We start from the raw sequence: 24,791 nt of genomic DNA, 5'->3' as shown, positions 1-24,791 counted from the left end.
CATGAGTGATCAAAACCAAACAGCACAAATTGAAGTATCAGAAATACACTGGTTGATGGATATGTTCCAATCGGTTGATGTTGGTTTAGTCGTACTAGACGATCATTATCGAATTCAAGTTTGGAATGGATTTATGGAAAATCATAGCGGTCGTTCGCCTTATGACGTTCGTAACCAGTCGCTATTTGAAACATTTCCAGAGCTAAACGAGACATGGCTTCGACAAAAAACGGATCCCGTATTTGTATTAAAAAACAGAGCATTTACGATATGGGAACAGACACCGCATATTTTTAAATTTAAGAATTATCGGCCAATTACCAGTGTCGCGCCGTTTATGTATCAAAACGCGACTTTTATTCCGCTTACAAACACTATGGGTGCGGTTACTCATATTTGTATCATTATCTACGATGTTACTGATGTTGCGGTGTCAAAGCTTGAGCTAGAAGAAGTAAACACAGAGTTGAAGCGTCTTAGCCAAACGGATCGTTTAACAAATCTAAACAATCGAGGCTTTTGGGAAGAGTGTTTGAAAAAAGAGTTTCAACGACAGCGTAGAACGCATAACATCAGCTCGCTATTAATATTCGATATTGATCACTTTAAAAATGTCAATGATAGCTACGGCCATGCAGCCGGAGATGAAGCAATACTCCACTTAGCAAAAGTACTGAAGCAAAACTTGCGTGAAACCGATATTGGTGGTCGATACGGTGGCGAAGAGTTTGCCGTTATTTTACCAGAGACTGATGCACGACATGCCGCCGTATTTGCTGAACGTGTGAGACGTTCAGTTGAAGCCTCCACGGTTATATTTAACGAAGTTGAAATTAAATTCACGGTTAGTTTAGGTATCGCGGAATTCCACAGTGACTTTAATTCACACCAGAAATGGATTGAGGCTGCAGATAGCGCGCTATATGTGGCAAAAAGTAATGGTCGTAACCAAGTTCGAGCTTATGTCCACAAAGCTTAACTATGCAGTAGAATAAAAAAAGAGCGTGTTAGGTTTAACCAACACGCTCTTTTTTTTATTCGGCTAAGAAAAGTGTTAACCTTTTTGTTAATACGCTACTTTTGATGACGCTTTTTCAGTACGTCTATAACATCGTTTAACGACAAATCACTTGCTTGCAGCAATACCAACAAATGATAAAGCAAGTCAGCACTTTCATTTTTTAACTCTTCAAGATCTTTAACAGTCGCAGCAAGCGCTGTCTCTACACCTTCTTCACCTACTTTTTGTGCGATACGTTTAATGCCACTTGCGTAAAGTGACGCTGTATAGGATGAGTCGGCATCTGCACCTTTACGACTTGCAATAACACGCTCCAGATCGGCAATAAAACCAACAGTAGGTGTTGCCTCGCTATCTTGCCAGCAGCTCTCTGTGCCTTTATGGCACGTTGGTCCATTTGGGTTAGCCAAGACAAGAATACTGTCGTTATCACAGTCTACGTGCGCGCTGACAAGCTCTAAGGTATTGTTTGACGTTTCACCTTTGGTCCATAAGCGTTGTTTACTGCGACTAAAGAAAGTTACTAAGCCTTTCTCAAAGGTTGTTTCTAAGGCGACTTTGTTCATGTAGCCTTGCATTAACAAGGTGCCACTTGTTGCATCTTGAACAATAGCTGGCACTAAGTCATCCATCTTTTGCCAATCAACTTGGCTAATGTTGTTTAATGATAATTTCATATTAATCCTGCGTACTTCTATTACGCTTTTATTTGCTTCAGCACAAAATCAACGGCTTCATCAACCGACAGAAGGGCTTTTTCACCAGTGTGACGATTTTTATATTCAATTTGATTGTTATCTAAGTTGCGTTCACCGATAACAATTTGATGTGGAATACCGATCAGCTCCATATCGTTAAACATAACGCCAGGGCGCTCTTTACGATCATCAAATAAAACTTCAACACCTGCTGCTTTTAGCTTTTCATAGACGGCTTCAGCGATAGCTGGAATACGATGAGATTTGTGCATATTCATAGGTACAATTGCAACACTGAATGGGGCTAGTGCCGCAGGCCACTTGATACCAAATTTATCATGGTTTTGTTCAATTGCTGAAGCCACAATACGCGTAATACCAATACCGTAACAACCCATTTCTAGAACTTGATGTTTACCAGACTCGGTTAATACACCTGCGTTCATCGCTTTAGAGTATTTAGTGCCTAGTTGGAAGATGTGTCCTACTTCAATACCACGTTTAATGGTTAATGTACCTTCACCACAAGGACTAGGGTCACCTTCAACAACGTTACGAATGTCAGCTACTTCGCCTAACTCAAGATCGCGAGACCAGTTAACGCCAAAGTAATGTTTACCATCTTCATTGGCACCCACAGCAAAGTCAGATGTTACTGCTGCAGTTCTGTCAACAATAACAGGAATAGGGCTGTTAACCGGGCCTAATGAGCCTGGCGCTGCACCCATTACTTTCACAATTTCTTCTTCGCTAGCCATGGTTAACGGTTCAAAAACCTGCGCTAAGTTTTCAGCTTTGATTTCATTAAGTTCATGATCTCCACGAAGCACTAATGCGACAAATTCACTGTCAACGGCATCAGATGCTTTTACCACTAACGTTTTTAAAGTGTTTTCAATGTTTACATCAAAGTTGCCAACCAAATCGGCAATTGTTTTTGTATTTGGAGTATCAACGAGTGTTTTTTCTAGGGTAGGTGCATCAGCCTCCGCTTTAAGTGCAACCGCTTCTGCTTTTTCAACGTTGGCAGCGTATTGACTTACTGTTGAGAAGGCAATTGCATCTTCACCAGATTCCGCTAGCACATGGAATTCGTGTGATGCATCGCCACCAATAGAGCCCGTGTCAGCCAATACTGGACGATAATCTAAACCCAAGCGCTCAAATATATTACAGTAGGCTTTGTGCATGCGGTCATACGTTTGTTGCAAGCATTCTGTCGTAAGGTGAAATGAATATGCATCTTTCATGATGAATTCGCGAGATCGCATGACACCAAAGCGAGGTCTCACTTCATCACGGAACTTAGTTTGAATTTGGTAAAGATTTAACGGCAGCTGTTTGTAGCTATTTATTTCTTTTCTTACAAACTCTGTAACCACTTCTTCATGCGTTGGGCCTAACGCAAAGTCACGATTGTGACGATCCTTAATACGAAGCAACTCAGGGCCGTACTCCTGCCAACGACCAGACTCTTCCCATAAATCAGCAGGTTGTACAACAGGCATTAACATTTCAATTGCGCCGGCTTTCTCAAGCTCCTCACGAACAACTTGTTCAACTTTACGCACGACTTTTAAGCCTGTCGGTAACCAAGTGTACAATCCAGATGCTAACTTTCGGATCATGCCGGCACGTAACATTAGCTGATGGCTAATGACTTCAGCATCGGACGGCGTTTCTTTTAATGTTGCGATAATATAATCACTAGTACGCATTGGATTTTGCTCTCGTATTAAATTTACTTAATTAGTTGCCACAAAAATGGGCTAGAATGGGCAAGGATTCTAGCAATCAAATGCATCGGATTAAATAACTAATATAAAATAAAAGGCGAATTAATGGTTGTCTGCCAAGTTAAATTTGTTTGTCAGCGAGAAATATCGCTTGAACAAGCTCAAACTGTCATCTCTGAGTTATTGGATGAACTTAGGTATAACGGCCAAATCCTAGGACGAGAGTTTGCTCTCACCTTAACGAACCAAGCGTTTGTTTGTCATTTGGTTTGTCCAGAACAAGACGCCATGGACTCTAAATACTTTACTCCGATAATAGAAGAAATTGTTGCTGAGTTAAAAGACTTAGGCATCGCGGGGCCTTACATTGAAGTAACTGGCCTAGAAAGTCAGTCGGACTTTACCGACGTGTGCCAATCGCCAAAGGGCTATATCCTATACTCTACTTTTGTTCAGTCTTGTTCGCCAATTCGCTGTAGCGAACATTTTATGCCAATTCCCTTGTATAAATTACCCGAGGTGGTCCGCAAGCCGTTAATAAAATGGCAAGAAAGTCAGGCAGCATGCGACCAGTTACAAATGAATGAACTGTCAGAAATTGAAGCCGTTATGTTGGAGCAGCTTTCTTTGCCTAACAGCCAGTTGTCTTTAAAAGGTCGCGAACTACTCGACCAAATTGAGTCGATAACGGGTAGACCATGTTTTCAATATTTGTACCGTGTTGGTGGTGACAGCTTTGAGCAAGAAACAACAAGACGCTGCCCAAGTTGTGATAGTCATTGGCGAGTGAATAAACCCTTATTTGGTTTGTTTGATTTTAAATGTGACTCGTGCAAGTTATTATCGAATATTAGCTGGAACTGGCAGTAGCCGTTCAAAATAAAGTTAAGTTTCAACCTCAATTTAAAAACTAACTAAAACCATGAAATTAGTGCATTGCCATGGTTAACGCTCACTATGATTCAGTACTTTATTGGAAATACCAGTAGACTCGCGACCACCTATCGTTAGGAGTTGGTTATTTAATTTTACAACGTTTTTAATATCAAAGACTGGGTTGCTTGACTCGGCAATACTCCAACTGCGTTTATCAGCATGGTAAGTCCATATATCAGCGTTCGGCTCTGCTAATTGAGAACTACTGATCTTGCCGTTAATATCGTAGGGTTTTGTGGAACCACCAATAAAACTGATAGAACCATTATCAATGTCACTAAACGCGGCCATACGAAAGCGGCCCGAGTCTGTTGGATGCACCCACTGAAACCAGGTTATTTTACTTGGGTCCATCGCATTTATTTCACCTAATAAACATGACGCTTGAATGTTAAGAACTGGCGTTGAAGCTAGCTGTGGCGTTTGCTCCATACCATCACAAACGACTATTTGATTATCTATAATGCCCGCTGCATGACCAAAACGCCCATTCCCTAATAACGGGCTAGCTTGGAACCAGCTGTTTTTGTGAGTGTCGAAGACTTGCACCAAATTTACCGCTCCGTCTTTATGCCAACCGGACACTACATATAAGTAGCGATTTTGATATGGAAGAATAACGGTATCATCTACAGGAACCGGCATGTCGGCCAGCTGCTGATAGGTATCATTTACTGGGTCGTAACTATAAAAGTCAGTGACATTTTGTAAGTTTGGGCTGAGTTTAGGTCGAGTTACGCTATTGGTACTATAGCCACCAAGTAGATAAATAAAATTATCTAAAGCGGTAGCCGTTGTGGCAAACCGGCCTTTTTGTTTTTGAATTGTTGGTACCGCTGAAATGGCCTTCCATTGCTGGGGAGTCTCCGATAGATCTAGCTTCCACGCTTTACTACTAACGTCTAAACCACTGTCGGTTTGCTCAAGTCCCATAAAGCTATATATGAAAGTTTTGCTGTTATTGCTCACGGCGACAGATGCATTGGCCGTTGTAGGTATGGGTAAAGGGGGAAGGACAAACAGACTGTCTTTTTTTGTGAGCTCACTAGGCTCATCAGCATTCCTAGTCATATTTATATCATTAGATAATACCAGGTCGTCAGCTGGGGTGGCTTGAGCATTGATAGAGAAAGTAGTCTGGGAGCTAGCCGGTACCGAGCTCGATATAAAACCAAATGCAATAAATATTAATACGTTAAATTGCTTTAACATCAATCACCTCACAAACTTCGTTAGTTACTTGCCACGTAATATTTATATTGTCTAATGTGATGCCATATATTTTTGAATCAAGTTTATTTTTTTTATATGACGGCCTGGGATCTTGCGACAACACATCGACCATTAGTTTTCTTGTTTCGTCTGTTATTTTGAGGTTTTTTAACGAGGCTTCAGCATCAACAGAAAAATCCACATTTAACGTTTGTAATGGTTCGTCATTGGCCAAACTCGATGTGGCATCAATGATGGCATCTGAATAGGGTATGTAAGGTTTAATATCAACAATAGGCGTATTATTAACTAAGTCGACACCTTGAACACCAATATGCAACTGTTTATCTACTTGTTCGACGCTCAATAATTTAACGACTGACATTCCGATTGCATTTGGTCTAAAAGTTGAGCGAGTGGCAAATACTCCAATTTTCTTATTACCACCTAAGCGAGGCGGGCGAACATTCTCTTTCCAACCTTTTTCTATATTCTGGTCAAACAAAAACAGCAACCAAATATGGGAATGAGATAGCAATCCATTCACCGAATCAGCTGAGAACAAAGTCTCGTCAAGTACAATGGTCCCTTTTGCCGCGCACAAATTAGGTTGTCGAGGTATACCAAATTTTTCTTTAAAAGGCGTTTGTATGAAACCTATTGGTTCAATTGTGTGTTTAGTATCCAAAAGTGAGCCTCTAGCTCTTATAGTTCAGTTAAAATTAACAAAAAAACACTTTAATGTGGTTAAATGTTAAAGAAATAGGTAATAATTCCGATAAAAGTTGGTTAATCAGAATGACTTAATTATTTAGACGTTCTGCAATATAACTTCTATATTCATAATAACAAAAAGAAAGAATACGAGCCTTATGTTTAAAATTTTGTTTAGACCCGCTACATCTTTTATGAACCAGTTACGGTTTGGGCACAAATTTACCCTTATCGTTATTTTATTTTTCGTGCCGTTTATTATTCTGGCAAATAAATACGTTAACTTAGTAAAAACTGAGATAGTTCACAGTGAAAACGAGTTACAGGCTTTGTCATATATAAAACAAATTGATGCACAACAGCAAAAGTTAGTGGCATTGATTGCTAGCGATATGCACTGGCGCTCTGGTCAAACGATTCCGCAAGATCAAACTAAACGAATAAAAGCTTATGTTGATCAATTAAATGCATTAAATGTTGTCGATGTGTTTGAAGAACAAGACTTAGAACAAGTGCAAGCTCAGGTTAACGAAATAAAAAAAACAATTCTTGAAAAAACCAGCACTATAGGTTCAGCGGTCTGGCGTTCACCGACTGATAAAATGACCTATTTAATGTCTATTCTTGATCAATATAATAATCTTTATCCGTTGGTGGCCAATATAAAAGGCCTTACTAACGATCCTGATATCGACACTGTTTTACTAAATCGTTTAATTATTGAAAAACGGCAAGCCGCGCTCAAGCAACTGCTGTCGGGTTATGGCTTGGCCTTGTATGCTATTGGTGAACCGCAGGTGTCTTCGGCAACCTTCGATAGTTTAAGTTTAGCGTCAGATGAACTTGCCGCGGAATTGCCAAAAATTGCAGAACTAGAAAATCTAGTAAGCGATCAAGATGATGCATTAAAAGAAGCCGTAACCAATGATGTTGCAACACTAGATGCAATTATGAATGATGCGTTGATGTACTTAGAAGAACAATTCTTAATTGCTGATGAAATTACTCAAACAAAAAATCAATTTGAAACACATTTTGCCGCTGAACTGACAAAATACTATAAAAGTAAAGAAGGGTTATTCCAAGAGTTTGAGTTACGTTTGAATTCCCGTATCGATAATAATCGACAAGACTTTTACATCCTAGTTACATTAGTCGTTGTGTCATTATTACTCGTTGTGTATTTATTCGTTGGAATGAGTTTGTCTATTTCTATCACTACAAAAAGTTTAACTCGAGTGGCGACGAGCTTAGCCGAGGGCGATACTCGAGTTTCTGCCAAAGTAAGAACAAAAGACGAACTGGCAGAAGCCATTAAAGCGTTTAATCAAATGGCAAAAAACGTTCACCAATTGGTTGAAGCAGTTCAAGAAGCGTCGCATGGCGTGACAAACCAAGCTCAATCGGTAGAAGAACTTGCACATCAGACCGGCCAAGCCGTGGCGTCTCAACTTGGCGATACACAAACAATTACTTCGGCAATTGAGTCGCTAATAGAAGCCGTATCTGTTGTGTCAGAAAATAGTGCGACAGTTGTGCATTCATTAAATAGTGCGACAGAACAAACCCAACAGGGGCGATTAACATTAGCAGATGCTCGACATGCAACTGATGAATTAGGTCGTGAAATTAAACACTCAGTAGATGTTATTAATAAGTTATCACAACAGAGTGAGAGTATTAATGATGTTCTTGCCGTTATCAAAGGCATCGCAGAGCAAACTAACCTATTGGCTTTAAATGCCGCAATTGAGGCTGCTCGAGCGGGTGAACAAGGTCGTGGTTTTGCCGTAGTAGCTGATGAAGTGCGAGGCTTGGCAAAACGTACACAAGACTCTACTGAAGAAATACAAAGCACGATTCATAGTTTACAAAGTGGCGTTCAAAATGCGGTTCAAGCTATGACTCGCTCAGATGAGCAGGCTTTAAAAACGATTGAAGAGTCTGCCAAGTTAGAAACAGCGCTTGATCATATCAGTATGTCGGTAGAGCAAATTAGTGAGCAAAACGTTGCAACTGAACAGGCAACACAAAGGCAACAAGTCATTGCGAAGGAAATCGAGCAAAGCTTATCATCTATTAGCAAAACGTCTGAAGTTACCGATCAAAATGTGAGGGATTCAATTGCAGCCACAAATAGCTTAGGTAAGTTTGTCGCTAAATTAGAGTCTATGCTTGAGAAATTTAAAACGTAGAGATGTAAGGTAGACTAAATTGCAACTCTAACAGGAGGTCAGTTAATTAGCGTGTTTACGAAAAGGAAGCGTTGATAACTGGCCTTTTTCTTTGGTGATGATCAGAACAGAGCCTTGTTCGTACCAATCGCCTACGACCATGCGCTTTTTGCTATTTGCCAATTGGTGAATATTAGGGCGGTGAGTGTGGCCATGAATAAGCCAATCACACTGGTAGTAATCTACAACACGGTTTACTTCTCGCTCTGCGACATCCATGATATTGATAGATTTGTTCAGCTGGCTTTCTTTACTCTTTTTGCGAATATTAGCGGCAATCTTTTTGCGTTTTTTAAGAGGCAAAATCAACATTAATTTTTTCCACCACCACGAGCGACTGCGCTTTCTGAAGGCTTGATAATCAATGTCATCAAGACAAAGTTGATCACCATGCATGAATAATACAGGACGATCATATAATGTCGTTTTGTAATTTTCCGGTAATAGCTTCATCCCGCTACGCTTTGCAAACTCATGGCCAATTAAAAAATCTCTATTACCATGAATAAAATAGACGGGAGTATTTGAACTAAAGGCTTTGATTGCGTTTGCAACCGACAAATTAAACTCACTCTTGTCATCGTCACCAATCCAAGCTTCAAACAGATCACCTAAAATATATAAGGCGTCATGCTGGTCTAAATTTTCCGTTAAAAAGCGAAAAAAGCAGTCCGTAATTTCAGGTCTGCTTGGACACAAGTGGAGATCCGCGATAACAAGAGTGCTAGGCATTATTGATGATTAACCGATGATTTCAGCTTTTTCAATAATAATATCTTCTCTTGGAACATCTTGGTGCATACCAAAACGGCCAGTAGATACTTCAGAGATTTTATCTACCACGTCCATACCTTCAACAACTTTAGCAAATACACAATAACCCCAACCTTGTGAGCTTTCGCTCGTAAAGTTCAAAAAGCTATTATCGACGCTATTAATGAAGAATTGAGAAGAGGCTGAGTGAGGATCCATAGTACGAGCCATTGCAAGCGTTCCGCGCTCATTTTTAAGACCGTTGTTTGCTTCGTTCTGAATCGGAGCATTTCCGTCTTTTTCTTCCATGCCAGGAGCCATGCCGCCACCTTGAACCATAAAACCAGGAATAACACGGTGAAAAATTGTGCCGTCATAAAACCCAGACTTTACGTAGTTTAAAAAGTTTTCAGAAGTAACGGGCGCTTCTTCAGAAAAAAGTTCGATTTTGATTTCGCCAAAATTTGTCGTTAATACAACCATGATAAATCCTAATAATTTAAATAAAAGTGGTGAGCAATGATGTACATCGCCCATTTGCGCGCATTGTATCGAATTTTTAAGGTGAAGACCTTAAAATATTAAGTAGAAACCTAATGGGTTGCACTTAACATTAAATGCATGATACTCATTACCAAGGTAGAGATTCACCGTTGCTGTGCCAGAATCCACCGGTATTTTCGAGGTTTAACTCATCGATACGCGCCAATAAACCTTCAGCGGCTTCTTCTGGAGTAATATGGCCACCAAAGTTTACCATGCGTGTTTGAACGTACCCTGGATGAAGTAGCCCAACGGCAATACCTTGCTCTTTTAAATCAATTGCCAAAGACTTACCAAATGCATTTAACGCGGCTTTTGAGGCGCGATAGCCATAGCGACCACCTGAACCATTGTCACTAATAGAGCCCATTCGGCTTGTAATTAATGCAACTTTACTACCTTCGCTCATGTTTGGTAACAATGCTTCAGTCACCATAAGTGGCGCAATAGTATTAATTTCAAACTGCTCACGGATTGAATCAAAGTCGATTTCGCCCAGTTTCTCGTCTTGCAGTAATCCAGCATTGTTGATTAATAAATCAACTTTAGTGTCACCAAGTATTTTTGTTACCTGCTGAATATGTTCAGGTTGAGTCACGTCAATTCCACTTATTACCATGTTGGCGATGGCTTCGAGTTCTTCAGAATCCGATCGACAAATGCCGATGATTTCCCAACCCTGCTCAGATAATTGTTGAGCCATTGCTAATCCTATACCTCGATTGGCACCGGTGATCACTGCTGTTTTCATAATATGTCCTTAACTTTAATTAAATTTAAAAGCTATGTAGGTAAGTTTTATTTAGCTAAGTGTGGGTCCACTAGGTTGGTTTTTCAACGACAGACTTCAAATAACATCTTGTAAATAAATAAGTCGTTTATACTAACTTCGCAAACGGGTAGAATATGCGCCCATTATTCAGACATAAATTTTAACGGAGTTGCTTGTGGCAATAAACTGGTTCCCTGGACATATGCATAAGGCAAGGAAAGAAATTGCCGAGATAATGCCTCAGGTTGATGTCATTATTGAAATACTTGATGCTCGTATTCCGTTTTCAAGCGAAAACCCACTCGTACCTGCTCTACGTGGCGACACGCCAGTGTTAAAAGTACTTAATAAGTCTGACTTGGCAGATCCTGTGCAAACCGATATTTGGTTACAACACTTTAAAGCGCAACGAGGTATTGATGCGATAGCGGTGACACAGCATGATCCTAAATCTGTAAAAGACTTACTTACAGTAATATCAGAAATGGTGCCGCATCGAGTAAGCCAAGACAAACTACTTCGCGCTCTAATCTGCGGTATCCCAAATGTTGGTAAGTCGACAACAATAAATATTCTAGCTGATCGAATTATTGCTAAAACAGGTAATGAAGCTGGTGTCACTAAAGCTCAACAACGTATTCGTTTAGACAACAATATTGTATTGCACGATACACCAGGGTTTTTATGGCCAAAATTAGAACCCGAAGACTGTGGTTATCGCTTAGCAATTACCGGCGGTATTAAAGACACCGTTACCGAAAAAGAAGATATAGCCTATTACGCTACTGAATATTTGATGGACCACTACCCTCAATTGCTGGTGGATCGTTATCAATTAAAAGCGTTACCAGAACAACCTATTGATGTAATGGATGCAATTGCTCAGCAACGAGCTTGTATTCGTAAAGGCGGTATTGCCGATTTATACAAGGTGTCTGAAATAATATTAAACGAATATCGTTCGGGCACATTAGGCCGTATTACTTTAGAGACAGTAGAGCAAGCAGAAGAAGCAAAGATAATTATTGCTGAAAAAGAAGCTGAACGAGCAGCAAAAGCGGCAGAGGATGACGGTAAAAAGAAAAAACGTCGTCGTCGTAAATAATCGCAAATATAAAATGACAATGTTGTTATAAGGAAGTTAAAGATGAATAAAACAAGTCTAATTAAAGTTCGTGGTTTCCATTTAGATATTTATCAGCACGTAAATAATGCTCGTTACTTGGAGTTCTTAGAAGAGGCTCGTTGGCAATATCTAGAAGACAGTGGCGATATTGAATATTTCACATCACTTGGCTATGCATGGGCAATCGTAAATATAAATATAAATTATAGAGCCAGTGCTTATATGGGCGACACACTCGAATTAAGTACTTCACTATCAAACATAGGCAATAAAAGTGCGGTATTCCATCAAGTTATTACCAAAGAAGGTACTGATAAAGTGGTCGTGGATGCTGACATTACGTTCGTTGTAATGGATCAAAAAACGGGCAAAGCAGTTGAGATAACGGGAGACTTATTAACTCGCATGCAAGCTCATATGAAAGACTAATATAATAAAAATATAAGTGAAAAGGGGAGTGTTATGGCTGCAAATAAATTGACGGACGAGCAAATAGCTCAGGAATTATTAGAAATAAACTCACTACTAGACGATGACAAACATTGGCAAATTGTTGATGGAAAACTTCACAAAGAGTTTATATTTAAAAACTTTATTCAGGCATTTGGGTTTATGACTCAAGTTGCTATTCATGCAGAAAAACTTATCCATCATCCTGAGTGGTCAAATGTATGGAACAAGGTTGTGATTGATCTTGTGACGCATGACGTAGATGGCATCAGCGATTTAGATATAAAAATGGTTAAGCGAATGGAGAAGTTAATTTAATTTCAGCTGCATTGAACACAAACAAAGTATTAGCCAGTCTAAATTCGTATTCACAAAGACTGGCTAATTTATTGTAGGAACGCATGCCGGATAAGCAAATCGAGATGTTTTAATTAAGATATCTAATTCTACAACCCAACAAAATAAGCTAATAAACCGATTAGTCCACCAAAAACACCACCCCAAACAACTAACCAGCCTAAGTGGCTTTTTATCATTTGCTGAACGAGCTCTTTGACCATATTGGGCGTTAACTCATTTAGGCGCTGCTGTACAATTGAGTCTACTTTTGATCGGATATCGCCAAAGTTTGACGAACTGCCTAATTGAGATTTTAACTTTTCAGCAAATTCATCAGACGCGGTAATGTCCGTTATCGATTGTTTAAGGTTATCCTCAAAAGGGCCTTTTAAAGGCGTTAATGCGTCAGTACCACCGAACATGCTTAACATGCCACCAAATGAGCTTTGCTGTATTGTCGTGACTAATGAGTCAAATGCAGGGGACATGTCGGTTTCTTTGATTAGCGGTGCTAAATCAAAATGGTGCGCATCACCGGTTTTTTCTGACAAAAACTTGTCCAGATTTTCTTGCGTAAAAAACTGTTCCATAATTAAGTTATGGATAGCAGCCTTAAACTCTTCAAACTTGAGCTGAACAATGCCAGTACCATACAAGCCTGGTACCTTTTCAAACAACATGTGTACAGCTATCCAGTTAGTTAGCGCTCCAGATAGTGCAAATAAAGATAAATAAAATAACCAATCTAATTTAAGTCCAAATCCAACGATACAGCCTGTCGCTGCAAGCGCATTGGTAACCAAGCTTTTGTTCAAAGTATTTCTCCTGTAAAAGTGACATTGCCATTATATGCTATGTCACCTTTATGTGGATAAATTAAATGACTTCAAGCGGCATCGTCTTTTTCGATAACAAAATCAATTAAATTGTCCTCAGATTCATCAGAGTGAGCATCGGACTGCAACTCACTCTCAGTCTTTTTTGCATTATTTGCTTGTTCGTTTTTTTCCGACTCGTCAGCAGTATCGACTAAGTCAGCCTGAGTATCTGATTTCGCTTTCGGTTTTTTAGTAACCGGCTTCTTTTTCGCTTGCAACGCAATGAGTACGTCTTCGCGTTGTTTAGCTAGGAAAATACTCAACTCCTCGGCTTGTTGATCGTCGACCTTAACACCGCTTTGCTGCAATAATTCAAACATGTCATCAGCCATGTCTAACATTTTGTCATATTCGTCAGCTGCACGTTTGTCGGTAAAAGTCATGACGTCTTGTTCCTTATTGCTTTTGTCGGTTCGGATCACGACATATCTAGTTTCAACAGCCATTGCTATCTCCTGTAAATCTAGCTTATGGAAAATCAATTTATTGTTACTGTTTAAATATACAGTAAAACAATTGTCTGTAAAGAAAATATGTTAAATAAAAAAGCCAGTGATTAAATCACTGGCTTAAAAAGGAAAATTGGACACTCTGTAAGTTATTGCTCGTTAAAAAATGTAATCACGAACCTATGTTTATCAACTAAATATACGAGGGTTAGTGTAATAAGCGTGTTTTTACAGTGCCTTCAATTAACTTCAATTCATCAAACGCGGTATTACTATCATCAGTCTCAACATCAATAACGACGTAACCGATTTTCTCATCAGTTTGCAGGTACTGTGCAGCAATATTGATATTGTGCTTAGCAAAGGCTTCGTTTATTTTTGTTAGTACACCAGGCTGGTTTTTGTGGATATGCAATATCCTACTGCGCCCTGTATGCTCAGGTAACGATACTTCAGGGACGTTAACTGCACTTAAAGTAGAACCATTATCAGAGTACTTAACGAGTTTACCAGCTACTTCAATACCAATATTTTCTTGTGCCTCTTGAGTAGAGCCACCTACATGAGGCGTCAAAATAACATTATCTAATCCACGAAGAGGCGATAAAAACTCTTCATCATTTGACTTTGGTTCTATTGGGAACACATCAATGGCTGCGCCACCGATATGCTTGTCTTTTAGTGCACTTGTAAGGGCATCTAAGTCAACAACAGTGCCGCGTGAAGCGTTAATTAATATCGCACCAGGTTTCATTTTTGCAAGCTGAGCAGCGCCTATCATGTTTTGTGTAGAAGCTGTTTCTGGAACGTGAAGAGAAATCACATCTGAGCTTTGAAGCAGTTTATTTAGAGTGGAAACTTGGCTAGCATTCCCCAAGGTTAATTTGTTTTCAATATCAAAAAACTGAACCCGCATACCAATGTTTTCAGCCATAATACCAAGCTGAGTACCTATGTGACCGTAGCCAATTATGCCGAGAGTTTTACCTCGCGCTTCAAATGAACCTATAGCTGATTTTTGCCAAATACCACGGTGCGCTTTCGCGCTTTTTTCAGGGATGCCTCGAATAAGAAGTAGTATCTCGCCCAGTACTAATTCTGCAACAGATCGAGTGTTAGAAAATGGCGCATTAAAAACCGCAATGCCTTTCTCTTTTGCTGCATTTAAATCAACTTGGTTGGTACCAATACAAAAGCAGCCAATAGCAATTAACTTATTGGCGTGTTTTAAAACATTGGCATTAAGATTGGTACGAGACCGAATACCAACAAAATGAACATCTTTTATTTTTTCGATCAATTCGTTTTCAGGTAACGAGGTTTTTAGTGTTTCAATGTTCTCATAACCCTGGGATTTAAGTGTTTCTTCAGAGCTAGGGTGCAGACCTTCTAACAACAAAATTTTGATTTTATGCTTGGCAAGCGAAATATTTTCCATACTAGGAATCCAATTTTTAGAGGTTCAATTTATTCGAGGTAAATGTTAATTAGAATTAATACTCTATTTGTTAACGTTTCTCAACCCCATTCTTACTTCCAATCACAACATGGTCAGCGGCTCTATGCGCAAATAATCCATTAGTTACAACACCAACAATATTATTAAGCTGTTCTTCAAGTTTTCTTGGTTGTGCAATTTTCATGTCAAAAACATCTAAAATAACATTGCCATTGTCGGTTACGACACCTTCACGGTAAACAGGGCTACCGCCAAGTTTCACTATTTCACGAGCGACATAACTTCTCGCCATAGGGATGACTTCAACTGGTAATGGAAACTCGCCTAAATGCCTGACCAATTTTGTCTCATCAACAATGCAAATAAACTGTTTAGCGACAGCAGCGACAATTTTTTCTCGAGTTAACGCGGCGCCACCGCCTTTTATCATAGCGTTATCTGAATTTATCTCATCTGCGCCATCAACATATATGTCAAGATCCGCGACGTTATTTAAGTCAAAAACTTCTATACCGTGTTGTTTTAATCGTGCAGTCGAGGCTTCAGAGCTTGAAACTGCACCTATGATGTTTTGCTTCATTTCAGCAAGTCCATCAATAAAGTAATTAACGGTTGAGCCTGTACCAACTCCAACAATGGAATCTGATTTGACGTAATCGAGAGCGGCAAGTGCAGCGGCTTTTTTCATTTCATCTTGAGTCATGGTGTTCTCAGTCTTTGTGGTGAAACATTAATAATTCGGGTTGGGGTAACAATTGCGTCAATTGGAACATCCCATTCTTCGTAAGGCAGGCTATCTACCTCTTGGCAATCATGAGCTAGGCCAATTAATTTAGGTTTTGTAGGTAAATATTGGATTTGAGCTAACGTTCTGTCGTAATAGCCGCCACCCATTCCGAGCCTATTTCCTTGTGGGTCAAATGCAACCAGTGGCATTAATATAACGTCTATATTAGAAATAGGAGTGGTTGTTATAGAGTTTAGTTGAGGTTCGTTGATGTTGTATTTATTTAGCGTCCATTGAGTTTCGCGATTGACGCTCTGAAAATTCAAATAACCTTTTTTAAAGGGATGCAATACCGGAAATAGTAGACGAGTATTTTGCTCTTTTAAGCTATCAATAATAGGTGAGGTATCAATTTCACCATCATTAGTTAAATATAACGCGATAGTTTGTTGAGCACTTACAATTGATAACAGTCTATCTCTTAATGCGAGAGAGGCTGTGCGCTGTTGCTCATCGCTCAACGAATTACGACGTTGGCGAATAAGAGTTCGTAATTGTTGACGACTATCCATTTTAAACGTTATTCACTGACGGTATAGCTTTTAATGACTAAGTCGTATTGCTCAACACCTTTTTTCATTCGCCATAAGCGAGCAAGGGTAAAGTTTAACTCAGGAATAAACCAAGCGTGTTGTGCGTAAAACTTTTTGTCATCGTAAATTCTAGCGATTTTAACCGCTTTAAAACGACCAAAGCCTGTACTTATAAGTTCTTCACCAATAACTTCAAAATTATAATCACGTAATTTGCCATTATTTGTTACCACAGTGTAGTCAAATAGCTTTTTACCGTTTATCAAATCTAACTGGATTTGAGCGTGCAACGACATTTCGTCTTGCCATCCCAATTGCCAGGTTTCAGGCGCTGCATCTTTCCTTGCTTTGGGATTAATGACTAATGAATTGTCTTTGTTGAATAGAATATTGATTTCATCGTCAGAGCCAGTACCAGAACGATTAAATTGATACGAACCTGGCACTACTTGCTCATCTTGAACAGAAAATAGGCTAGTTTCTTTTCGTCTATCCGAGAAAATGAGCCATTTAAGCTCACTTTCTAGTGATAACGAATATTGGTTGTTTGCCTGTCTTTCTAATCTTCTTTCGCCTTGACCTAAGCGGTCACCTTGTCGATACATGTCATAAGCGGCAACAAAAGGCTTAATTGTTTCAGAGTGTTTAACTGTATCGTTAGACACCTCAGTTGCACTAGTAAAAAAACTAGACATGAGTGTTACACACCCTAAAACTAAAGAAGAGAGGACTGCAGTACGACCATTATTCATCATTCGCATAACCTTGTTCTGGTAAAAGAGAGTTGTCTAAATATACGCCATCTGATTGTAAACGTAACCTTTTTTCACATAGCCATTTAACAACAAGGGGATAAATGAGGTGCTCTTGCACATGCACACGTTGTGCTAAACTATCTGCGTCATCATCGCTAAATACAGGTACTTTTGCTTGTAAGATGACTGGACCACCATCTAGCTGTTCATTTACAAAATGGACACTACAGCCGTGCTCTTCGTCGCCGGCGTCTAGTGCTCGTTGATGTGTATTTAAGCCTTGATATTTTGGTAATAACGATGGGTGAATGTTAACCAATCGGCCAGTAAACGTATTAACAAACTTAGCGGTAAGGATACGCATAAAACCAGCTAGAATAACAACGTCAGGCTGATAGCTTTCAATTGCAGCTGCCAATACCTCATCGTATTCTTCTCTTGTTTCAAATTGCTTGTGATCAACCACTTGGCTATCAATGTTGTGCAATTTAGCTCGTTCCAAACCATATACATCGGCTTTGTTGGAGATAACTCCAACAACTGAGCCAGGAATTCTCCCAGCTTCAGATGCATCAACAATAGCCTGTAAATTAGAGCCGTTACCTGAAATCAGCACGACTATTCTTGCTTTGTTAGCTGTCACTAATTACGCCTCGATTATTTCTACTTGTTCTTCAGCGTCAGTAGCGCTTTGAATTTCACCAATGTGCCAGGCATTTTCACCTGCGTCTTTTAATATTGACAAGCTTTGCTCTAAATCGTTCCCGTCTACAGCAATAATCATTCCTACGCCACAGTTAAAAGTACGATACATCTCGTGGCGATCTATGTTGCCATTTTCTTGTAACCAATTGAATACAGCGGGCCACTGCCACGATGACTCATTTACAACCGCTTTTGTTAATTCAGGTAATACGCGCGGAATATTTTCCCAAAAACCACCACCAGTAATATGTGAAAGAGCGTGTACATCAACCTGTTTAAGCAACTCAAGTACAGGCTTTACATAAATTTGAGTAGGAGCCATTAAATGGTCGGCAAGTGGTTTGCCGTGGAAATCAGCTGATAAATCAGCGTTTGCCACTTCAATTACTTTACGAACCAAGGAGTAACCATTTGAATGTGGGCCTGATGAACCAAGTGCAATTAGTTGATCGCCAGGTTTTACTTTAGTGCCATCAATAACTTTTGATTTTTCAACTACACCAACACAGAAACCGGCCATATCATAATCATCGCCTTCATACATTCCTGGCATTTCAGCAGTTTCACCGCCAATTAGTGAGCATCCAGATAGTTCACAGCCGTCGGCAATACCACTGACTACATCGGCAGCAACATCGACATTTAATTTACCTGTTGCGTAATAGTCTAGGAAAAACAGAGGTTCTGCACCTTGAACAATAAGATCATTTACACACATTGCCACTAAATCAATACCAACGGTGTCATGCTTTTTTAAGTCGATAGCGAGTCGTAATTTTGTACCAACGCCATCGGTACCTGCGACTAAAAGTGGCTCTTTGTAACCAGTTGGTAACTGGCACAGCGCGCCAAAACCGCCTAAGCCGCCCATAACTTCTGGGCGTCGTGTCCGTTTTACGGCACCTTTAATACGTTCTACTAGAGCATTGCCTGCGTCTATATCTACACCAGCGTCTTTGTAACTTAATGATTGATTATTGCTCAATTTCATGTCCTCAAAAGTGGGGTGGTAATGGCTACGGTGAAAAATACTATCGTAAATTTATTCATTTGTATGCCGTCATTCTTGGTACTGCTTTAAAAATAGGTTCTTTAACAATGTTGCACCGGGACCTAATTGATTCGGTGTAGGTGTTACTAAATGTGTAAGCACGCTTTTTTCACGAGTTGAAGTTAATTGAATTGGTGTAATATTACCTTGTTCAACTTCGTGCTTTGCTAAATGTGTTGGTATCCAACAAAATCCAGTTCCGCGCTTCAATATTTCAATAGCTTGAAAAAAGTTACTGACAGTCCAGCGTTGTTCAGCTTTAAGCCAACCGCCACTTTCTTCCGGCTTTTTAGAGCTATCACTGATAACAATTTGTAGCTCTTGAGTTAACTCTTCTATATCAACTTCCGTTCGCTCAGCCAACGAATGTGATTTGCCGCAGTATGCGATAAAAGAAACAGTTTCCAACGTTTCAGCTGAATAACCTTTAGGAACATCACCGCCAATAATCACTAAGTCAGCGCTATGCTCTAAAATACGCTCTTTTGTGCCCGTTAATACCTCATCGGCAATACGAACTCGAGTGCCACGCGCTTGCGGATAAAACTCTTCTAATGCGGAATACAGTTTTTCTATGGGATGAATAGTTTCACATGCGATGGTTATTTCTGGCTCCCAACCTGATGTCATATTGTCAGCAAGCTGCTCCAATTCTTCAACATTTTGAGTCAGTAATCTTGAACGACGTAGCATTACTTCACCTTCTTTTGTTAAGTAAGCTTTTCGGCCTTTAACTTCCAGAAGTTGAACACCTAGTGTGTGTTGTAATTTAGATACTGCGTGGTTGAGGCTAGATTGGCTTTTGTTTAATGCATCACCCGCCTGAGCATAACCTCCAAAGTCAACTACCGCTTGTAAAATTCTCCATTGCTCGATAGTTGATTTTGGACGGTAAAGAGGCATCGTAATTCCTTAAGCGTTCGCGACAAAAATAGCGCGAAGAGGAGCAGGGTAACCCTCTATCGTTTTGTTGGGGTCGTTTGGATCAAGGAAGTCTTCTAAAGACTCAGTGTCAATCCAGTCTGTTTTACGTTGCTCGTCTAACGTGGTTTGATCAATATTAACGAGCCTAATATTGCTGAAGCCGACTTTTTTAAGCCAACCCTCAAGGGCTTTCGCGCTTGGTATAAACCAAACGTTTCTCATTTTGGCATATCGATCATCAGGAACAAGAACTGTGTTCTCATCGCCTTCAATAATTAGTGTTTCTAAAATAAGTTCTCCACCTTTTACTAATTGCGCTTTGAGTTGCTGTAAAAAGTCGATAGGCGATTTGCGATGATAAAGCACACCCATTGAAAATACCGTATCAAATGATTTGAGTGGCGGTAAGTCATCTATGCCAAGTGGTAGAAGGTTTACGCTTGGGTCTTGAATAAAGTGCTGCACAGCCATAAATTGCGCAAAAAATAACTGCGTTGGGTCGATACCCACTACAAACTTTGCGCCAGCACCTTTCATGCGCCATAGGTGATATCCACTACCGCAACCAACATCTAACACAAATCGGTCGGTTAAATCAGAAATATAAGGCGCTAACCGTTGCCATTTAAAATCAGAGCGCCATTCCGTGTCCACGTGAATATCGTGAATGTGATATGGGCCTTTTCGCCAAGGCTTAAGTTGCATTAAGTGATGAATGGTTTTTTTCTTTAAACCTTCTGGTAACGCTTCCGTACCCAAAACTTCTACCCGATCAGACAGGTTGATTTTGGCCGGTGTTAAACTAGGAAGTAGATCGATATTTTTCATCCATAGCTTATATTCGCCGTGCAAATTAGAGCTATGCCAATCGTTCAATTGTTTAGGTAAAGACTCTAACCAATGCGATAATTGATTTTGAGCTATTTGAGCATAGAAGCCGTTAAAAATATCAGTCATGCGTGTAGTGATTCACTTTTAATTCACACGTTATTTTTTGATACCAATAAAAGAACCGAAGTTAAAACATTGATACCAACTTGAAACATGGCCAAAACCCACGTTTGATAATCTATCTAAATGCGTTTGAAATGAATCAACTTTCATTACATTTTCAATCGCACTTCGTTTTTGACTGATCTCTAATTCGCTGTATCCATTAGCACGTTTAAAATCGAGGTGTAATTCATTGAGCGAGTCATTAATTTTCACATCATCAAAAATAAACTTTTCAGACAAAATAAAGATGCCACCAGGCTTTAATCCAGAGTAGATTTTTTTTAATAAATCTAGTCTTTGTTCCTGAGGGATGAATTGTAAGGTAAAATTCATCACAACAACAGATGCATTTGCAATTTCTATGTCTTTTATATCAGCACAAATGATTTCTACCGGTACCTCAGACTTGAATGAGTTTACATGTAACTTGCAGCGCTCAACCATGGCTTCACTGTTATCGACACCAATAATATTGCAAGCGTTAGCGTCGACGAACTTGCGCATAGAAATTGTCGCGGCACCTAACGAACAGCCTAGGTCATAAATAGTAGAATTAGGTTGTTGGTATTGTTTGGCTAATTGACCGATGGAACTAACAATAGTCGAATACCCTGGCACACTGCGTTGGATCATATCGGGAAACACTTCCACTACGGAACGGTCAAATGTGAAATCTTTTACTTCAGCCTGAGGGCTCGCGTATATGTTGTCGCGCATATATAACCTAATAATTTAGTGGGTTAACTTTGTAATACTCTGCCGTGAATTCGAACAAATTGTTGAAAAATTAAACTTGGTTTTGCTGTAAAACTTTGTTACAAATACGGCCATTACGGACAATTATAATAATAACTCAATAAGATTCCTATCACCAATGAAGTCGTTTTTAGCCAGGATGTTAAGCTTTACGTTAATAATTGCAATTTTTGTTGCTAATTATGCTGATGCTAACGACAACCAGACAACCAATAAATCGCCGCTTAAAGTTGCCGTACCCAATAACCTAGTTCCTTATTTCTATGAAGATAAAGGTCAGCCTACTGGTTTAGTGGTGGACTTATGGAAACTGTGGGCTAAAAAGGCGAATCAAGATATAGAGTTTGTTGTTTCTGACTGGGATAATGCGGAATCAAATGTCAGTAATGGATTGGCAGATGTTCACGCTGGCCTCGCCTTGCGGTCAACTCGAGTTGATATTTTTGATTTTGGGCATGAAATCTATTCTGCACCGGTAAATGTTTATGTTCATAAAGATTTGCAGATGATATCAAGCATAGATGAACTAGAGCCGTTTTTAATGGGAGCAATAGCTGACTCTAACGCACCTCAATTATTACTCGAAAAAAATCCTAAGCTGTCATTTAGATATTATGAAACTTGGCAAGAGCTGCTTGAAGGAATTTATCGAGGCGAAATTAAAACGTTTGTTTCTTATGATTTTTTTGTTTTCCGTTATAAAGATCACTTGAGAGTTAACGACCTTTTCCCGTCATATAAAAGCTTTAAAATCGGTGAGATTAAAACACAACTAGCTGTAAGTAAGGGTAATATCGATTTACTCAATAAACTTAATGCAGGATTTAGCCTGATCACGGAGCAAGAACGAAAAGCTCTGGATGATAAGTGGTTAGCTTCTAAATCACCAGACGACACTTTGTTACTGAGTTTGTCCGTAGGAGCAGAGCCTTTCATGGGCGTTAACGCAGACGGCAAACCCATCGGTTTATTTGTTGATATGTGGAAATTATGGTCGAATAAAACCAAGACCAAAATAAAGTTTGTTCCTAACACCGCAAAGCTGTCAATGAATGCGTTAAAAGAGGGGGTCACTAATATTCATGTTGGCTATCCCGAGAGTATGACTACCAATACCGGCTTGCCGCGCGCTAAACATTTATACTCAACAACGTCTACATTGTTTGTTTATGATGCGTACGATTTTGACAAATCTATTGAGCAATTAAGCGGTAAAAACATCGGTCTGTATGTTGGCTCACCGTATCAAGAGCAATTTAAAGCCGATTATCCAAATATAAACGTTATTTTCTTTGATAGCCTCGACGATGCAATAAATGCAGCGATAGAAGGGCGTATCAGTGGATTTATTAATTCATCGTTAATGACAAAATTACGCTTGGAAGAAAACAATATATTAGACCGTTTTCATCAAATAACCGATGTGCAATACCAAGCAAAAATATATTCGCTTGTTGGTGTAGCTGATAAATCGTTAATAAAAAAGGTTAATGATGGTTTTGATCTGATTTCTCAGCAAGAGTTTGTAGAAATAGAAAATCGTTGGATAGGTGACGTAAAGTCGCGATATTTTGGCGCTCGTCGTAGTCAGTTTTCTCTAAGTACAGATGAAAAAAAGTGGTTAAAAGACAACCCGAAAATGTCCGTTGCCATTGTCGAAGATTGGAAGCCTTATGAGTTTGTTAATGAGGACGGTGAAATTTCTGGCATCAGTCGCGACATGTTCACGTTAGCAACAAAACTAACAGGGCAAGAATATGTGTTTAAGGTTTACCCAACTTGGGATGAACTATACGACGATTTTATTAAAGGCAAAGTAGACATTGTCGCAAACATTACAGCGTCAGAAGAGCGCAGAGCATTTGCTCATTTCACTACAGCATACTGGCGAACATCATGGTCAGTGATCACTCACAAATCGGTAGACAACGTACCTAGCATTAAAAAGTTTTATGGTAAGCGACTGGCGATTATTCAAGGTTATCAAATAATCAAAGAGATTCATGACAAGCATCCGCAAATTATTATTCATGTAGTAAAAGATTTTGATGAAGCAAATGAATTATTAAAAGCGGGAGTAATTGACGGCATTCTTGACTTAATGACCGTTTCGGCTCAGTACATTCAAGACAACTCATTGTATCAATTTAAACTTCATGTTTTTGAAGACTTAGCCAGTGACAATGCGCACATTGGCATAAGAAAGCCACTCAACATTCAAGGGCGAATTTTAGATAAGGTTGTGCAATCTATGTCAGAAACTGACGTAGAGGATATCCTAAAAAAATGGAACAAAGTTGATGTTTTTGCAGGGATAAAAACAGAAATTTATTGGCGCAATATCACCATTGCAATAGGTATAGCATTAATTATTATCATGGTGATATTAATTTGGAACCGACGTTTAAAAAATGAAATATTGTTACGACAAAAAGCGGAAGAAAAACTTAGACACTTAGCCTCACACGATCCAATGACAGGGTTACCAAACCGTTCGTTATTAATAGATCGGCTCAAGCAGTCGATGTCACATCATTCTCGTAATAATAAAAATATTGCCATCTTGTTTCTTGATTTAGATGGCTTTAAACAAGTAAATGACAGCTTCGGTCATGACGTTGGTGATGAGTTACTTACTCAGATAAGTGAAAGGCTAAAGACTCTTGGAAGAAATTCTGACACAGTGGCAAGGTTTGGTGGCGATGAGTTTGTAATGCTGGCCACTAACATGGATGATGTGAATCAAGCGACAATAGTAGCTGAAAAAATCATTTCAGAATTAAGCATACCGTTTGTTTTATCCAGAGCAACGGTCAATATTGGTGTATCAATTGGTATTTCACGATATCCACAGAATGGCCATGATGCAACGAGTCTAATTAAAGCCGCCGATGACGCCATGTACGCTGTTAAAGCAAACGGTAAAAACAGTTATCAATTTGCGTAACTTAATTTGCACAAAGG

Annotated in this window: 25 protein-coding genes; 7 read left to right on the top strand and 18 right to left on the bottom strand. The window is 39.4% G+C overall.

Translation table 11 applies throughout. The features are described 5' to 3' along the window. Window position 1: 1 nt before the first annotated feature. On the top strand, window positions 2-979 hold the full coding sequence (locus J9318_RS10765; protein ID WP_210559928.1) for a sensor domain-containing diguanylate cyclase: 978 nt from the start codon (window positions 2-4) through the stop codon (window positions 977-979). Window positions 980-1,074: 95 nt separating this feature from the next. On the opposite strand, the gene hisIE is transcribed toward J9318_RS10765, so the two are convergent. Then, window positions 1,075-1,698: a bifunctional phosphoribosyl-AMP cyclohydrolase/phosphoribosyl-ATP diphosphatase HisIE gene (gene hisIE, locus J9318_RS10760; protein ID WP_210559927.1), complete on the bottom strand. Its 624-nt coding sequence runs from the start codon at window positions 1,696-1,698 to the stop codon at window positions 1,075-1,077. Window positions 1,699-1,718: 20 nt separating this feature from the next. After that, a complete protein-coding gene (locus J9318_RS10755; RefSeq protein WP_210559926.1) occupies window positions 1,719-3,437 on the bottom strand; it encodes a proline--tRNA ligase in 1,719 nt (572 codons plus the stop codon). Between the two features lie 123 nt (window positions 3,438-3,560). On the opposite strand from J9318_RS10755, the gene J9318_RS10750 reads away from it, so the two are divergent. Further along, entirely contained in the window at window positions 3,561-4,325 is a 765-nt protein-coding gene (locus J9318_RS10750; RefSeq protein ID WP_210559925.1) for a DUF2310 family Zn-ribbon-containing protein, read from the top strand. A 75-nt stretch (window positions 4,326-4,400) separates the two neighbouring features. On the opposite strand, the gene J9318_RS10745 is transcribed toward J9318_RS10750, so the two are convergent. Together J9318_RS10745 and tsaA are read right to left on the bottom strand one after the other, a co-directional pair. After that, window positions 4,401-5,603 (bottom strand): Kelch repeat-containing protein, encoded by a 1,203-nt coding sequence (locus J9318_RS10745; protein ID WP_210559924.1) that lies wholly within the window; start codon window positions 5,601-5,603, stop codon window positions 4,401-4,403. After that, the gene (gene tsaA, locus J9318_RS10740) at window positions 5,587-6,291 is read right to left on the bottom strand and encodes a tRNA (N6-threonylcarbamoyladenosine(37)-N6)-methyltransferase TrmO (protein ID WP_244731634.1); all 705 of its coding nucleotides are present in this window, start codon (window positions 6,289-6,291) and stop codon (window positions 5,587-5,589) included. The genes J9318_RS10745 and tsaA overlap by 17 nt, the downstream gene beginning before the upstream one ends. Window positions 6,292-6,475: 184 nt before the next feature. Here tsaA and J9318_RS10735 point away from each other — a divergent pair, with 184 nt between their 5' ends. Beyond that, the gene (locus J9318_RS10735; RefSeq protein WP_210559923.1) at window positions 6,476-8,512 is read left to right on the top strand and encodes a methyl-accepting chemotaxis protein; all 2,037 of its coding nucleotides are present in this window, start codon (window positions 6,476-6,478) and stop codon (window positions 8,510-8,512) included. 42 nt (window positions 8,513-8,554) lie between these two features. On the opposite strand, the gene J9318_RS10730 is transcribed toward J9318_RS10735, so the two are convergent. The 3 genes from J9318_RS10730 to J9318_RS10720 form a co-directional block, all read right to left on the bottom strand. Next, window positions 8,555-9,283 carry a UDP-2,3-diacylglucosamine diphosphatase gene (locus tag J9318_RS10730; protein WP_210559922.1) on the bottom strand — a complete coding sequence of 243 codons (729 nt, stop codon included), beginning with the start codon at window positions 9,281-9,283 and terminating at the stop codon, window positions 8,555-8,557. Between the two features lie 9 nt (window positions 9,284-9,292). Then, the gene (locus J9318_RS10725) at window positions 9,293-9,787 is read right to left on the bottom strand and encodes a peptidylprolyl isomerase (RefSeq protein ID WP_210559921.1); all 495 of its coding nucleotides are present in this window, start codon (window positions 9,785-9,787) and stop codon (window positions 9,293-9,295) included. Between the two features lie 148 nt (window positions 9,788-9,935). After that, window positions 9,936-10,598, bottom strand: a complete 663-nt coding sequence (locus J9318_RS10720; RefSeq protein ID WP_210559920.1) for an SDR family oxidoreductase — start codon at window positions 10,596-10,598, stop codon at window positions 9,936-9,938. A gap of 196 nt (window positions 10,599-10,794) precedes the next feature. Here J9318_RS10720 and ylqF point away from each other — a divergent pair, with 196 nt between their 5' ends. Genes ylqF through J9318_RS10705 form a run of 3 tightly spaced genes read left to right on the top strand, consistent with a single transcriptional unit; the run spans window position 10,795 to window position 12,513 of the window. Next, the gene (gene ylqF, locus J9318_RS10715) at window positions 10,795-11,724 is read left to right on the top strand and encodes a ribosome biogenesis GTPase YlqF (protein ID WP_210559919.1); all 930 of its coding nucleotides are present in this window, start codon (window positions 10,795-10,797) and stop codon (window positions 11,722-11,724) included. A gap of 42 nt (window positions 11,725-11,766) precedes the next feature. Beyond that, window positions 11,767-12,174, top strand: a complete 408-nt coding sequence (locus J9318_RS10710) for an acyl-CoA thioesterase (RefSeq protein ID WP_210559918.1) — start codon at window positions 11,767-11,769, stop codon at window positions 12,172-12,174. Window positions 12,175-12,207: 33 nt separating this feature from the next. Continuing rightward, entirely contained in the window at window positions 12,208-12,513 is a 306-nt protein-coding gene (locus J9318_RS10705) for a 4a-hydroxytetrahydrobiopterin dehydratase (RefSeq protein ID WP_210559917.1), read from the top strand. Window positions 12,514-12,641: 128 nt separating this feature from the next. Here the strand turns inward: J9318_RS10705 and J9318_RS10700 are convergent, their stop codons facing one another. The 11 genes from J9318_RS10700 to cmoA form a co-directional block, all read right to left on the bottom strand. Next, window positions 12,642-13,349, bottom strand: a complete 708-nt coding sequence (locus J9318_RS10700; RefSeq protein ID WP_210559916.1) for a DUF445 domain-containing protein — start codon at window positions 13,347-13,349, stop codon at window positions 12,642-12,644. Window positions 13,350-13,420: 71 nt separating this feature from the next. Next, window positions 13,421-13,858 carry a YebG family protein gene (locus J9318_RS10695; protein ID WP_210559915.1) on the bottom strand — a complete coding sequence of 146 codons (438 nt, stop codon included), beginning with the start codon at window positions 13,856-13,858 and terminating at the stop codon, window positions 13,421-13,423. Window positions 13,859-14,069: 211 nt separating this feature from the next. Next, entirely contained in the window at window positions 14,070-15,299 is a 1,230-nt protein-coding gene (gene serA, locus J9318_RS10690) for a phosphoglycerate dehydrogenase (RefSeq protein ID WP_210559914.1), read from the bottom strand. A 70-nt stretch (window positions 15,300-15,369) separates the two neighbouring features. Beyond that, window positions 15,370-16,023, bottom strand: a complete 654-nt coding sequence (gene rpiA / locus J9318_RS10685) for a ribose-5-phosphate isomerase RpiA (RefSeq protein WP_210559913.1) — start codon at window positions 16,021-16,023, stop codon at window positions 15,370-15,372. Further along, a complete protein-coding gene (locus J9318_RS10680; RefSeq protein ID WP_210559912.1) occupies window positions 16,020-16,619 on the bottom strand; it encodes a 5-formyltetrahydrofolate cyclo-ligase in 600 nt (199 codons plus the stop codon). The genes rpiA and J9318_RS10680 overlap by 4 nt, the downstream gene beginning before the upstream one ends. Window positions 16,620-16,627: 8 nt before the next feature. After that, window positions 16,628-17,395: a DUF3108 domain-containing protein gene (locus J9318_RS10675; RefSeq protein ID WP_210559911.1), complete on the bottom strand. Its 768-nt coding sequence runs from the start codon at window positions 17,393-17,395 to the stop codon at window positions 16,628-16,630. After that, complete coding sequence (gene purN, locus J9318_RS10670) at window positions 17,385-18,038, bottom strand: phosphoribosylglycinamide formyltransferase (protein ID WP_210559910.1); 654 nt, start codon at window positions 18,036-18,038, stop codon at window positions 17,385-17,387. The genes J9318_RS10675 and purN overlap by 11 nt, the downstream gene beginning before the upstream one ends. Window positions 18,039-18,041: 3 nt before the next feature. Continuing rightward, window positions 18,042-19,085, bottom strand: coding sequence for a phosphoribosylformylglycinamidine cyclo-ligase (gene purM, locus J9318_RS10665; RefSeq protein ID WP_244731632.1), 1,044 nt, complete (start codon window positions 19,083-19,085; stop codon window positions 18,042-18,044). Between the two features lie 75 nt (window positions 19,086-19,160). After that, window positions 19,161-20,054 (bottom strand): LysR family transcriptional regulator, encoded by an 894-nt coding sequence (locus J9318_RS10660; protein WP_210559908.1) that lies wholly within the window; start codon window positions 20,052-20,054, stop codon window positions 19,161-19,163. 9 nt (window positions 20,055-20,063) lie between these two features. Further along, window positions 20,064-21,032, bottom strand: a complete 969-nt coding sequence (gene cmoB, locus J9318_RS10655) for a tRNA 5-methoxyuridine(34)/uridine 5-oxyacetic acid(34) synthase CmoB (protein WP_210559907.1) — start codon at window positions 21,030-21,032, stop codon at window positions 20,064-20,066. A gap of 30 nt (window positions 21,033-21,062) precedes the next feature. Next, entirely contained in the window at window positions 21,063-21,788 is a 726-nt protein-coding gene (gene cmoA / locus J9318_RS10650; protein WP_210559906.1) for a carboxy-S-adenosyl-L-methionine synthase CmoA, read from the bottom strand. A gap of 157 nt (window positions 21,789-21,945) precedes the next feature. Here cmoA and J9318_RS10645 point away from each other — a divergent pair, with 157 nt between their 5' ends. Next, the gene (locus J9318_RS10645) at window positions 21,946-24,774 is read left to right on the top strand and encodes a diguanylate cyclase domain-containing protein (RefSeq protein WP_210559905.1); all 2,829 of its coding nucleotides are present in this window, start codon (window positions 21,946-21,948) and stop codon (window positions 24,772-24,774) included. Window positions 24,775-24,791 lie beyond the last annotated feature (17 nt).

It is taken from the genome of Psychrosphaera aestuarii, from assembly GCF_017948405.1.
In the GTDB taxonomy this organism is placed as follows: Bacteria; Pseudomonadota; Gammaproteobacteria; order Enterobacterales; family Alteromonadaceae; genus Psychrosphaera; species Psychrosphaera aestuarii.
Note: the sequence above shows the minus strand (reverse complement) of the source record. Positions and strands in the feature narration are given on the sequence as shown.

Excerpts from the sequence above, each read along its gene's own strand:
- J9318_RS10730 (WP_210559922.1), bottom strand. The coding sequence starts at position 9,283 with ATGCCTAGCACTCTTGTTATCGCGGATCTCCACTTGTGTCCAAGCAGA.
- J9318_RS10710 (WP_210559918.1), top strand. The coding sequence starts at position 11,767 with ATGAATAAAACAAGTCTAATTAAAGTTCGTGGTTTCCATTTAGATATT.
- J9318_RS10680 (WP_210559912.1), bottom strand. The coding sequence starts at position 16,619 with ATGGATAGTCGTCAACAATTACGAACTCTTATTCGCCAACGTCGTAAT.
- serA (WP_210559914.1), bottom strand. The coding sequence starts at position 15,299 with ATGGAAAATATTTCGCTTGCCAAGCATAAAATCAAAATTTTGTTGTTA.
- J9318_RS10645 (WP_210559905.1), top strand. The coding sequence starts at position 21,946 with ATGAAGTCGTTTTTAGCCAGGATGTTAAGCTTTACGTTAATAATTGCA.
- J9318_RS10765 (WP_210559928.1), top strand. The coding sequence starts at position 2 with ATGAGTGATCAAAACCAAACAGCACAAATTGAAGTATCAGAAATACAC.
- J9318_RS10675 (WP_210559911.1), bottom strand. The coding sequence starts at position 17,395 with ATGATGAATAATGGTCGTACTGCAGTCCTCTCTTCTTTAGTTTTAGGG.
- cmoB (WP_210559907.1), bottom strand. The coding sequence starts at position 21,032 with ATGACTGATATTTTTAACGGCTTCTATGCTCAAATAGCTCAAAATCAA.
- J9318_RS10705 (WP_210559917.1), top strand. The coding sequence starts at position 12,208 with ATGGCTGCAAATAAATTGACGGACGAGCAAATAGCTCAGGAATTATTA.
- rpiA (WP_210559913.1), bottom strand. The coding sequence starts at position 16,023 with ATGACTCAAGATGAAATGAAAAAAGCCGCTGCACTTGCCGCTCTCGAT.
- cmoA (WP_210559906.1), bottom strand. The coding sequence starts at position 21,788 with ATGCGCGACAACATATACGCGAGCCCTCAGGCTGAAGTAAAAGATTTC.
- J9318_RS10695 (WP_210559915.1), bottom strand. The coding sequence starts at position 13,858 with ATGGCTGTTGAAACTAGATATGTCGTGATCCGAACCGACAAAAGCAAT.
- J9318_RS10745 (WP_210559924.1), bottom strand. The coding sequence starts at position 5,603 with ATGTTAAAGCAATTTAACGTATTAATATTTATTGCATTTGGTTTTATA.
- J9318_RS10755 (WP_210559926.1), bottom strand. The coding sequence starts at position 3,437 with ATGCGTACTAGTGATTATATTATCGCAACATTAAAAGAAACGCCGTCC.
- J9318_RS10720 (WP_210559920.1), bottom strand. The coding sequence starts at position 10,598 with ATGAAAACAGCAGTGATCACCGGTGCCAATCGAGGTATAGGATTAGCA.
- J9318_RS10750 (WP_210559925.1), top strand. The coding sequence starts at position 3,561 with ATGGTTGTCTGCCAAGTTAAATTTGTTTGTCAGCGAGAAATATCGCTT.
- J9318_RS10735 (WP_210559923.1), top strand. The coding sequence starts at position 6,476 with ATGTTTAAAATTTTGTTTAGACCCGCTACATCTTTTATGAACCAGTTA.
- J9318_RS10660 (WP_210559908.1), bottom strand. The coding sequence starts at position 20,054 with ATGCCTCTTTACCGTCCAAAATCAACTATCGAGCAATGGAGAATTTTA.
- J9318_RS10725 (WP_210559921.1), bottom strand. The coding sequence starts at position 9,787 with ATGGTTGTATTAACGACAAATTTTGGCGAAATCAAAATCGAACTTTTT.
- hisIE (WP_210559927.1), bottom strand. The coding sequence starts at position 1,698 with ATGAAATTATCATTAAACAACATTAGCCAAGTTGATTGGCAAAAGATG.